This window comes from Chamaesiphon sp. (assembly GCF_041738855.1).
Lineage (GTDB): Bacteria > Cyanobacteriota > Cyanobacteriia > Cyanobacteriales > Chamaesiphonaceae > Chamaesiphon.
Window position 1 is genome coordinate 1 of record NZ_JBGSPA010000039.1, and the last position, 9215, is coordinate 9215.

At 44.9% G+C, this 9215-nt stretch carries 12 protein-coding genes and 4 pseudogenes; 10 read left to right on the plus strand and 6 right to left on the minus strand.

Translation table 11 applies throughout. The features are described 5' to 3' along the window. Positions 1 to 208 precede the first annotated feature (208 nt). Positions 209 to 1003 carry a glutathione S-transferase family protein gene (locus ACEW9I_RS04885; protein WP_373539242.1) on the minus strand — a complete coding sequence of 265 codons (795 nt, stop codon included), beginning with the start codon at positions 1001 to 1003 and terminating at the stop codon, positions 209 to 211. Between the two features lie 15 nt (positions 1004 to 1018). Next, the gene (locus ACEW9I_RS04890) at positions 1019 to 1306 is read right to left on the minus strand and encodes an SMR family transporter (protein WP_373539243.1); all 288 of its coding nucleotides are present in this window, start codon (positions 1304 to 1306) and stop codon (positions 1019 to 1021) included. 42 nt (positions 1307 to 1348) lie between these two features. Here ACEW9I_RS04890 and ACEW9I_RS04895 point away from each other — a divergent pair, with 42 nt between their 5' ends. Further along, positions 1349 to 1801, plus strand: a complete 453-nt coding sequence (locus ACEW9I_RS04895; protein WP_373539244.1) for a TetR family transcriptional regulator C-terminal domain-containing protein — start codon at positions 1349 to 1351, stop codon at positions 1799 to 1801. Positions 1802 to 2224: 423 nt separating this feature from the next. Here the strand turns inward: ACEW9I_RS04895 and ACEW9I_RS04900 are convergent. Further along, a pseudogene (locus ACEW9I_RS04900) lies at positions 2225 to 2326 on the minus strand (IS5/IS1182 family transposase); the annotation flags it as partial. 386 nt (positions 2327 to 2712) lie between these two features. On the opposite strand from ACEW9I_RS04900, the gene ACEW9I_RS04905 reads away from it, so the two are divergent. The 4 genes from ACEW9I_RS04905 to ACEW9I_RS04920 all read left to right on the plus strand — a co-directional run bounded on the left by ACEW9I_RS04905 (position 2713) and on the right by ACEW9I_RS04920 (position 5249). Next, entirely contained in the window at positions 2713 to 3135 is a 423-nt protein-coding gene (locus ACEW9I_RS04905; protein WP_373539245.1) for a hypothetical protein, read from the plus strand. Between the two features lie 258 nt (positions 3136 to 3393). Next, entirely contained in the window at positions 3394 to 4047 is a 654-nt protein-coding gene (locus tag ACEW9I_RS04910; RefSeq protein WP_373539246.1) for a hypothetical protein, read from the plus strand. 406 nt (positions 4048 to 4453) lie between these two features. Next, a complete protein-coding gene (locus tag ACEW9I_RS04915; RefSeq protein WP_373539247.1) occupies positions 4454 to 4765 on the plus strand; it encodes a hypothetical protein in 312 nt (103 codons plus the stop codon). A 52-nt stretch (positions 4766 to 4817) separates the two neighbouring features. Continuing rightward, positions 4818 to 5249, plus strand: a complete 432-nt coding sequence (locus ACEW9I_RS04920) for a YidH family protein (protein ID WP_373539248.1) — start codon at positions 4818 to 4820, stop codon at positions 5247 to 5249. A 15-nt stretch (positions 5250 to 5264) separates the two neighbouring features. Here ACEW9I_RS04920 and ACEW9I_RS04925 read toward each other — a convergent pair whose 3' ends face one another. Further along, positions 5265 to 5615 carry an ArsR/SmtB family transcription factor gene (locus ACEW9I_RS04925; RefSeq protein WP_373539249.1) on the minus strand — a complete coding sequence of 117 codons (351 nt, stop codon included), beginning with the start codon at positions 5613 to 5615 and terminating at the stop codon, positions 5265 to 5267. 105 nt (positions 5616 to 5720) lie between these two features. On the opposite strand from ACEW9I_RS04925, the gene ACEW9I_RS04930 reads away from it, so the two are divergent. The 4 genes and pseudogenes from ACEW9I_RS04930 to ACEW9I_RS04945 all read left to right on the plus strand — a co-directional run. Next, positions 5721 to 6170 carry a hypothetical protein gene (locus ACEW9I_RS04930; protein ID WP_373539250.1) on the plus strand — a complete coding sequence of 150 codons (450 nt, stop codon included), beginning with the start codon at positions 5721 to 5723 and terminating at the stop codon, positions 6168 to 6170. Positions 6171 to 6187: 17 nt separating this feature from the next. Further along, positions 6188 to 6739 (plus strand): rhodanese-like domain-containing protein, encoded by a 552-nt coding sequence (locus ACEW9I_RS04935; protein ID WP_373539251.1) that lies wholly within the window; start codon positions 6188 to 6190, stop codon positions 6737 to 6739. 44 nt (positions 6740 to 6783) lie between these two features. Next, positions 6784 to 7188, plus strand: a pseudogene (locus ACEW9I_RS04940) (sulfite exporter TauE/SafE family protein); the annotation flags it as partial. 2 nt (positions 7189 to 7190) lie between these two features. Further along, positions 7191 to 7295 (plus strand): annotated as a pseudogene (locus tag ACEW9I_RS04945) (MerR family DNA-binding transcriptional regulator); the annotation flags it as partial. Between the two features lie 210 nt (positions 7296 to 7505). Here the strand turns inward: ACEW9I_RS04945 and ACEW9I_RS04950 are convergent. Together ACEW9I_RS04950 and ACEW9I_RS04955 are read right to left on the minus strand one after the other, a co-directional pair. Beyond that, positions 7506 to 7634, minus strand: a complete 129-nt coding sequence (locus ACEW9I_RS04950; protein ID WP_373539252.1) for a hypothetical protein — start codon at positions 7632 to 7634, stop codon at positions 7506 to 7508. Next, positions 7631 to 8449, minus strand: a complete 819-nt coding sequence (locus tag ACEW9I_RS04955; protein WP_373539253.1) for a bacteriorhodopsin — start codon at positions 8447 to 8449, stop codon at positions 7631 to 7633. Before ACEW9I_RS04955 ends, ACEW9I_RS04950 begins: the two co-directional genes overlap by 4 nt. A 377-nt stretch (positions 8450 to 8826) precedes the next feature. On the opposite strand from ACEW9I_RS04955, the pseudogene ACEW9I_RS04960 reads away from it, so the two are divergent. Then, a pseudogene (locus tag ACEW9I_RS04960) lies at positions 8827 to 9215 on the plus strand (oxidoreductase); the annotation flags it as partial.

A 9215-nucleotide genomic window follows, 5' to 3' on the forward strand; every position in this document is an offset into this window, starting at 1 on the left:
TCTCCTAAATATTTAATGCCATGAAAATTATTCGTTCAACTTGTCGTCTAAAGCATTCTCAAGATAGTGCTTCCAGAAAATGCAGTTGCGATCGTTTTCACCCGTTGCTTCAAGGTGTTTGTAATGTTCAATCTTCAGATCGATGACTTGTAAATGATGTGGCTTCGGTCAATCCGCTGCACCAGGGTTGTTGTGCTGCTGGCAAATATCAGATACCTAGAAAGGTTCTGCGTAAGCCCGCTAAAAGCATGGGCAGAGGCATTTCATCACCTTGAATTGCGGCTTTAAAGCTAGGACGCGCTTTTAGGCGGTTAAGATATGCGCTGAGAGCAGGACGGGTATTGTCTGCCCATAGATAACCAAACTTCAACTTCTCTAACCGATTGAGAACCGCTGTCCACACCACATCCGCTAAAGAATAGGTCACACCACATAGCCATTCCGTCTGGGTTAATTGTGCCTCTAATCGAGTTAACATCGGCTCAATTGTTCTATTTATGTTGGCAATCTCTTTCCTATCTTGAATTGTAGAATTCCATTGCCTGACATCCTTTAACTTGGCTTCGTATTGTGCTTGGAGTTCAGGATGAGCTTGCATGAGTTGAGGCAGCAATCTTTGTTTGATTTGAACCGATCGACGCAACACAATCCCTTCAATTCCTCGAAAGTTACCATACATCAACTCTCGCATTGGAAATTGGTTTTGCAACTCAATCCAACCCTTCATCATTTCTTGCAATGTTGGTTCAGCAGGAGTCAATTTAGGATGTGGAAATTGTTCATCCAGATATCGGACAATCATGGCAGAATCAGTCACGACTCTACCATCGTGAATTAAGGTTGGCACAACCCCTTTAGGATTTAATTGAATGTAGTTTGGTTGCAAGTTCTCAAACGTTAGCAGGTTAAGTAAGTGGCTTTTCCACTCAAGATTTTTCTCAGCTAATACCAGCTTCACTTTTTGAGAGCAGAGCGACTCTGAAGCAGAGTATAGTTTAGGCATGATACGTTTCTCCTATTAAGCACGTGACATGATGATGATGCCTGCGATGATCGCGCTGGATGCAAATAAGTGATTGAGCGTGAGATGTTCACCAAAAAAGACGTAAGCCAAAATTGCCGTTGCCGCGATCCGCATCCCCGAAACGACTGGAACAACAGTTGATACAGGTAAATGCTGTAAGGACTGAGTAAAAAGAATCAGGTCAAAGACATAGCAAGCGATCGCGCCAATAAACCAAGGCGAAGTCACGATAGCAAGCAGAGTGGGATTAGACGAAGCTAGATTTGCCTGCTTGAGTAACATGTTGCCAGCACAAGTTCCAGCAGCAGAGACAAAGATGAGTTGATGCTGTTCGCGCTAGAACGAGTCTCTGAAAATCTGATTGAAGATATGAAAGCCTATGCAGTGGGACGACAGGGAATTGAACGGCTAGAACAGATGATCTTTTCAGCTTTACCTTTTGAAGCCCGTGGCATCCCTGGTTGGCAAGTTTGGGTCGCGTTTTTAGGGTATGCGGTCGGACGCGAAACCCTAGTTCAGGAGCATCGGAAACGCTATGACTTTTTACGCCAAATCATTTGTCAAGAATTAGCTGAATTGCAAACAGCAAAGCTAATTCGAGATGGTCTTGATTTAACACTGGAAGCCAATGCACTCATTGCCCTAGTGGATGGCATCGGAACTGGAGTTGTCATCAACCCTGAACAGTTCCGCCCAGGTCAGCAACGATATCTCGTGCAACGACATAACGGAAACATTCCAGATATCACCCCAAATTGGGATATTATCTGGAAATAAGATGACGATCGAAACCCTGTTAGATCGCACTTTCTCGATCGCTTCCGAACACAACCACAGTGCTTCAATTTTGACGAAAGTGTCAATCACGGTATTAACAAACTCCCGTTACCCATTCGAGTTTCCAACCACAAGGGGAAGCGTTAATTCATGACGAAAATTCACAACTCCATGAATCATTAATGCTTTTTCAGACTCCGCGATCCAAAATGATAAACGGCACAGTGTCCGATCCGAATCCCCCAAGGTTGAGCATCGGGATGGCGTTCGTATACTCACATCTTGCACCAATACATAAGAACTAGTATCGGTGGTGGCCAAAATGTGAGAAAAAGGGCACATAACAATATTAACGAGAACAGTGAACACCATTCTCCCTTGTGCCCAAGCTCTACTTTACACACTAGACCTCCTGCAAAAGTATCACGCGATCGCCTTTTCTGAAGCTAAATATAGCTCATAATTGTAAATTCCAGCAATTAAGTTAAATCTCAACCCAAATCGCTGTCTTCGATTTCTATATCTCGAAGAAAGAACCCTGAATATTTTAACCTCCAAATTAAACAATCCTGATTTAATCAAAATATTCTCAACTTTTCTCACAATTCTCAAAACACTTGTTTCGTCTAAACCCCAATTTGTACCCATGTGAAAATAGGTACGGTACTCTACTGGGCGGGGTACCCGCCCAGCCTCCAGTATTCCAACGTCATTAACACTTGGTCTTCACAGCTCAATTTACTAGGTCTTCCACTCTGCTTGGTGCGCTAAACCGTCGGGAAACAAAGGCGTGCGCGCATCCGCTTTTTTGCTAAAACTTTTTCAGCCGCAATTACTTTTACCATCTCCAGAAATATTTCTGGAGTTACGCCACACAGCCGTTTGAACTCTGTTGGCTTTAAATTTTCAACTTGTTTATAGCTCACGATCGAAAGGGTTTAATTTGGATCTATTGTATATCTCTCGATCGGACTTTTGCAGGAGGTCTATTCAATGCTGAGACTGGATTGGCAGTAGCGCGAGGTAGCGGACTGCTATTTTTTACCAATTTGGTTGCCATTACTTTTATGGCGATGCTCGTGTTTTTAGCCTTAAATATCGATGCCGATCCCGTGAGGGAAAAAGTTCGAGCATGGCGGGAAACCGATCGCGAGAGCATTTGGGTACAGTCATTAGTAGATAAACTGCCTGTATCTGGGCGACTGAAGCGTATTGGTGGTTTACCGAGTCGTCTATTACTAATTGTGACGACTATTTTGGTAATTTCGGTGCCGCTCAACCGATCTTACGGTCAGCTTCAAAGTGAGATTAATTATAAACAGCAACAGAATTGACTCCGCAGTAACGCCACAGAGGTCTGGCAAAAGAACTTTGCGGACTTTCCAGATGGTAAAGCAAGATCGTACATCAGTCAGCTCTCATTTCAAAAACGAGAACGGCAACTAGTCGCTCAACTTCAAGTAGTTACTAGCCAAGTTTATACTGAAGCCGAACGATCGCGATATAAGCAACTGCTAGCGACGAAGCTACAGCGATCTTTAGACTCAATTGCCTTAAATCTGATTCAAATTCCCACGGCTTCTGGCGATCTGTTGCAGAAATTGTCTGAAGCAAGCAAGCCAGCCCCTCCGCCGACAACAGCTCAGTTGCAATCTGGTTTTTTGGAAAGTGCCAAACTAGCGATCGAATCCCTAATCTTACCGCCCCCAGCTCGATTGGTGAGTTATGCAGCCAGTACCAGCCCCGTGATACCGTTGAAGATGCAGATTAGTTACTTGAGCGAGCGAGATATCGATCGTGATGGACAAGCGGTACCGATCGAGGAGATTCGCAGACAATTAGATTATCAGACAGCCGAGGTGACATTCAATCGAATCGCTCCCATTTTGGCTACAGTCACCTTTGAGTTGAACGAAGCTCAAATTCCATTCGACCAATCGCAAATACTAGCTCGGATCGGTCGAGTAATGCAGCAAAATCCGACACTGCAAATCGAGCTACAATCCGGGCAAACGCCATCGGAAATCGGTACACTCGCCCAGGATCGATCGCTAGCAATTCAGAACTATCTCCAAACTCAATGGCAAATTCAACCCGTTGGCTCCGGTACTCAGAATGAGCGTCGCTATCTTGTTAAAACTGAACTAGCAACTACCCCCACCGTTCGATTGCGGACAACGATCGAATCGCTTCAAAATGCCTCGACAACCGACCCGATCGATGCTGGTGAAACAAATATAAAATAACGGTTCAAAATCGGATGTAATCTCTACCATTGAGAAGATCCGCTCGTCTCCTTAAGGATAGAGAGTCAGCGGGTGCGATCTTGTGTACGATCTAAGCAATAACTAAAAATTTAGGAGCGATATCGACAGCAATATCAAAGGCAACAAGGCTGAAAGTCGATCGGGTAAGATTCGAGCTAGAGCGAGAAACAATTACACATGAGCCAACCCAAACATCAGTCAATCTGGGATAATTTCAACAACACCAAGCTAATTCGCTATGTGTTGTTATTCATACTGGGGTGGGCAATCGTTCAAATCGTAGCTTACTTTAGCTCGGTAATTATTATTTTTATATTTGCGGCAATTTTTGCATTCTTACTGAGCTTTCCAGTGCAGTGGGCAGTTCGCATCATGCCGCGCGGAATTGCTATTTTTTTCGGTCTTTTTGCTCAGTTTATTAATTTTAGTTGCAACCGTAGCCACAATCGGAACTGCTATTTTTTCACAGATCCAGCAGCTAGTCGCTCAGGCTCCACAGTTGTTGGATAACGCGATCTATTCTGTCGAGCGGTCGATCGTTTTTCTCCAGCGATGGAACATCAATATCGATCTTAGCGAACTTGAAACTCAACTGCGGACTCAAGTACCCTCTACCGTCGGATTTTTATCTATTCCGCTAGCTGGGATCGCGATCGAGTTGTGTGGAGTTAGAGAAATGCAAGAAGATGCTCATTAGTCCACAATCTATCCAAAGGAATATAGACTCCTTCATATTGCTAAATCGCATCATGTCTCGAACACCCATCGATCGCCAACGGGAACATCAAGCAAACGAACGTACTTTCCTTGCTTGGCTGCGTACCTCGATTGCCCTCATTAGTTTTGGATTTGCAATCGCCCGCTTTGGCTTGTTTTTGCGTCAGCTTGGAGTATTAGTCACCCATCAAGAAAGCCCTATGAACCCGCTCTTTAACTCTCAAAACCTGGGTGTTAGTATGGTAGTCTTTGGTATCGCACTCATCGCTCTGGCTGCTTGGCGATACAGCCAAGTATTCTGGCAAATCGAACGTGGCGATTATCAACCGAGCCGTACTACTGTGTTTGTAATGACTGGCATCGTTATCGCTTTAGGACTCCTGAGTATGCCCTTACTACTGGTTCGCGATCGAGAAATAATCGCTCCAGCGTCACCTTCTAAAGGTCTAAAATCTAGTCGGTAAATCCGATTGATATCATCATTTAGAGGATTGTAACGCCGAAATTCCGATTGATTTGAGTTGCTCAGATCGCTGCTCCAGACTAACAGACAGTCGAGCGCAGACCAATTCACACAAGTCAAAAATCAGCGGATCGGCAATCTCGTAATAGACACTCACCCCGACTGGGTGACGAGCAACAATTCCTACCTGTGCCAAGAGTTTGAGGTGTTTGGAGACGTTTGCTTGCCCCAGTCCTGTCTCTGTCATGATTTCCGTCACATTTTTAGAGCCAGATTTGAGGCAGCACAAGATTTCGAGCCGATTTGTCTCCGCTAAAACTTTGAAGTAGTCAGCCAGTTGTACCAGGGCACCAGAATTCATTTCCATCGATCTCGATTCAGGATTGGTTAAGTTTAATATCCGATTATATTGCTATATGGTAATATATTGATTATAGTCTAGATCTGAACACATCGCCAGGAGTTAGTTTCTATGTTATTTCGTCAGATGCTCGATCGCCAAACAAGTACTTACACGTACCTCCTTGCCGATTTAGAGCAGAAAACAGCAATCTTGGTCGATCCAGTCGTGGAACAAGTAGAGCGAGATCTCGAACAGCTAGGAGATGCACTCCTAATTCGTGGTTGTGGGCGAACTGATTTTCAAAGTGGTGATGCTGGAATTTTGTTTGATTCAGTGACACAGAAATTATTTACGCTAGACGATCGAACATTAGTTTATCCCGCCCATGATTATCGGGGCTTTAGTGTCTCCACCATTGGCGAAGAAAAACGTTTTAATCCACGATTTGGAGGGCGCGATCGCCAACAGTTTGTCAAGTTCATGACAGAGTTGAATTTACCAGATCCACAGAAGATGGCGGAAGCAGTCCCAGCGAATGAACATTGTGGCAATTCAGCCATGTTTAGCTACACAATTTAAGATTTTAATAGTTAATTATGACATCCAATCAATCTCAATTACAGACTATTGATGCCGCAAATCTGAAGCAATTAATCGATAAAAATAGCCGACAGATAATGTTGATAGATGTACGCGAACCAGGCGAATTTGCCAGCGAACGGATTGCTGGAGCGATCTCACAGCCACTATCGATATTTAATCCCGCTGCCATCGAGATTCAAGCTGATTGTCAGACGATCCTGTGCTGTCAATCCGGTCGCAGATCCACCCAAGCGGCTCAAAAACTATTTGAGGCTGGATTTACTGATGTGACTCATTTAGAAGGTGGTTTGGCAGCGTGGAAGACGGCTGGATATGCCACTCAAATCGATCGAAATGCACCAATTAGTCTATTCCGGCAGGTACAGATCGTCGCAGGCTCTTTAGTGGCACTGGGCACTGTTTTAGGAGCATTTGTATCGCCGTGGTTTCTGCTATTGAGCGGTTTTGTCGGCTGTGGTTTGGTATTTGCCGGAGTCTCGAATACCTGTGCGATGGGTATGGTACTGATGAAACTTCCTTACAATCAGAGTGTTAAAGCCTCATGACTTGGCTAATCGGACATCTGATTGGGATTGGGATTAGTTTAGGGCTGACCGAAGGAATTGGGGTGGGAGTCTTGACGGGATTGGTCGGTGTTGGGGGCGGATTTGCGATCGTCCCAGCACTAGTACTATTAGGAAATCTCTCGATGTCAGAAGCAGTTGCCACATCCCTAGCGATCATTGCTTTAAACTCTGGAGCTGGATTACTGGGCTATATTGGGCAAGTGTCGATTGATTGGCAATTAGCTGTCTCCTTTACTTTTGCGGCGGCAGTTGGATCTTCAATCGGTACTTATCTATCGAAATTTATACCTGCCGAGCGATTACAAAAATGGTTTGGTTATTTTTTAATTGTCGTTGCTACTTTTGTCCTGATTCAAAATCGTCAAGCTTTTGAGAAGGTGAAATTTCAAGCGGTAAATTTACAGCAATCAATCGCAAAATCTAATTAATCATCATGAAAATTGGTCAATTGTCGGCACAAAGCCAGGTACCAATTAAAACAATTCGTTATTATGAAGAAATTGGCTTACTGCCAACACCAGATCGGAACGAAGGTAACTAATCAATCGATGGGCTGTAGTTGTACTTCATGCAACTGCTCTGTATGTATGTGTGGACTTACAGCAAAAGATGAGCCTTGTTGTTGCAACAAAAATTCTGCGCCAATTAATGCTCCTGCTAATACCTGTAGTTGTTCTAAAAGTTAGTAGGTAAATCTAAGAGGATGTTTCCAAACATCCTCTTAGATTTACGATCGAACGAAATTTCAGGCGATCGCGCGGGTTGCCAATTCCACCCGACCTAACTTTTGAGCCGCTGCGCCAAAATCAGCTTCCAATCGCTCGTCTCCAGCGTCACAATAGAGGATGGATTTTTCTAGGAGGTCGGCCATCATGGTTTTTGCCCCTCTGGCGATCGGCGACGAGTTTGGCTACGACTGGCTCCAGATGCTGGTATCCATCCGGCATTAACGACTCCCAAAAAGTGTAAAACCCGATCTGCCGCGCGATCGAAACCCGTTTCTGACTGACGATTTTGCAAACCTCTCAAACCATGTAAGTCGAGAAAGCTAAAGCCAACCTTGGAGAAAAAAGGCAAGATACAAAACAACAGCGTGTCGATATCTTGGTTCACCAACCCCAAACCAGAGGGGCCAATGAGCCAGACAACTGGATAGCCAATCCACAGTACGGTAAAATAGGTCGTCAACTTCTGATAAAGTCTGGCTAGTTCGCTGCCTTGACCCCTCGCCTTGGCCCGTAATGGTACCCAAATCCCCCACAGCACCACCAGGAAAGCTGCCGTACCGCAAATGTACCAAAGATATCTCACCCAAGTTTGGGCTGAAAGATCGGCAATTAATCCAGTCGTAATGACTACTATCTGTGTACTCATCAAAAAGCCAATTAGAGTCCAATCTTTCTTGACAAACTGCATTGCCGTCCAAGCAAGTGTCAGTAATAACAGTGGCGTAGTCACCATCCAATCGATATAGCGCGCATAGTGAACGATGCGTCCGGCAAGTTCGACTTTGCCCTGACCTAATGCCATTGACATGTATGCCAATCCCGACCAAATCGGAATAAAAATTGCCACTAAATATTCAGACTGAGGAACGCCTTTGGGGTCACGACTGAGAGACCAAAAATGCAACGCCCCAATTGTCATCCCCGCCACATACAACCAATGCAAAGTTGTCTGGAAGTTCATCGCAGTTTTCCCAGTATAGGTTTATATATTTAACATTCAGGGATAAATATGACACCAATGTGACAAGTATCCACCTCGACGGCGATCGAAATGAGAGTAATTAGATCGCGATCGACAGCCGGAAGTTTACGTGTCACTTTTAAGTCACCTTTACCGCCAATACTGAAGATAGGCGATCGCCAAAAACACAATAATTAAGCTCTCAACGGTCAGTCCCGATCGTTCGCTGCCACGCTTTGAGTGCAGAAATCGCTACTGTCGATCGATCTGACTCTTTTGAGTCTGTCAAACCATCTCGATCTACATCGTCAAACTAAGTGAAGACATTGCATCCAAGTAACGCTTAGTTAGGAGTTCGATCGTGAAAAGATTGTTATTACGTGCGGTTGGTCAAACCCTGGCTGATGACTAGAAAGCCCTATGTAGTAGAAGAAACGATCCAGCAGCAAGGCGATGTGTGGACGCTGGCGTTGCGCCCATTAGGGCATGAAGGCTTCACCTTTGCACCGGGTCAGTTTGCCTGGTTGACGCTAAATATTACCCCGCTGAGTATGCGCGAACATCCCTTTTCGATGTCATCTAGCGGCGAGCGTGCCGATCGGATCGAGTTTGGCATCAAGGCCATCGGCGACTTCACCAGTACCATCAAAGATGTCCAACCAGGCACCAAGGCTTATCTAGATGGCCCGTATGGGGTATTTACGATCGATCGGTATTGGGACAGTGCCGGATTCGTGCTGATTGCGGGTGGCGTAGGGATTACACC

Coding starts and splice junctions, on each gene's coding strand:
- ACEW9I_RS04885 (WP_373539242.1), bottom strand. CDS start 1,003: ATGCCTAAACTATACTCTGCTTCAGAGTCGCTCTGCTCTCAAAAAGTG.
- ACEW9I_RS04890 (WP_373539243.1), bottom strand. CDS start 1,306: ATGTTACTCAAGCAGGCAAATCTAGCTTCGTCTAATCCCACTCTGCTT.
- ACEW9I_RS04895 (WP_373539244.1), top strand. CDS start 1,349: ATGCTGTTCGCGCTAGAACGAGTCTCTGAAAATCTGATTGAAGATATG.
- ACEW9I_RS04920 (WP_373539248.1), top strand. CDS start 4,818: ATGTCTCGAACACCCATCGATCGCCAACGGGAACATCAAGCAAACGAA.
- ACEW9I_RS04925 (WP_373539249.1), bottom strand. CDS start 5,615: ATGGAAATGAATTCTGGTGCCCTGGTACAACTGGCTGACTACTTCAAA.
- ACEW9I_RS04930 (WP_373539250.1), top strand. CDS start 5,721: ATGTTATTTCGTCAGATGCTCGATCGCCAAACAAGTACTTACACGTAC.
- ACEW9I_RS04935 (WP_373539251.1), top strand. CDS start 6,188: ATGACATCCAATCAATCTCAATTACAGACTATTGATGCCGCAAATCTG.
- ACEW9I_RS04950 (WP_373539252.1), bottom strand. CDS start 7,634: ATGATGGCCGACCTCCTAGAAAAATCCATCCTCTATTGTGACGCTGGA.
- ACEW9I_RS04955 (WP_373539253.1), bottom strand. CDS start 8,449: ATGAACTTCCAGACAACTTTGCATTGGTTGTATGTGGCGGGGATGACA.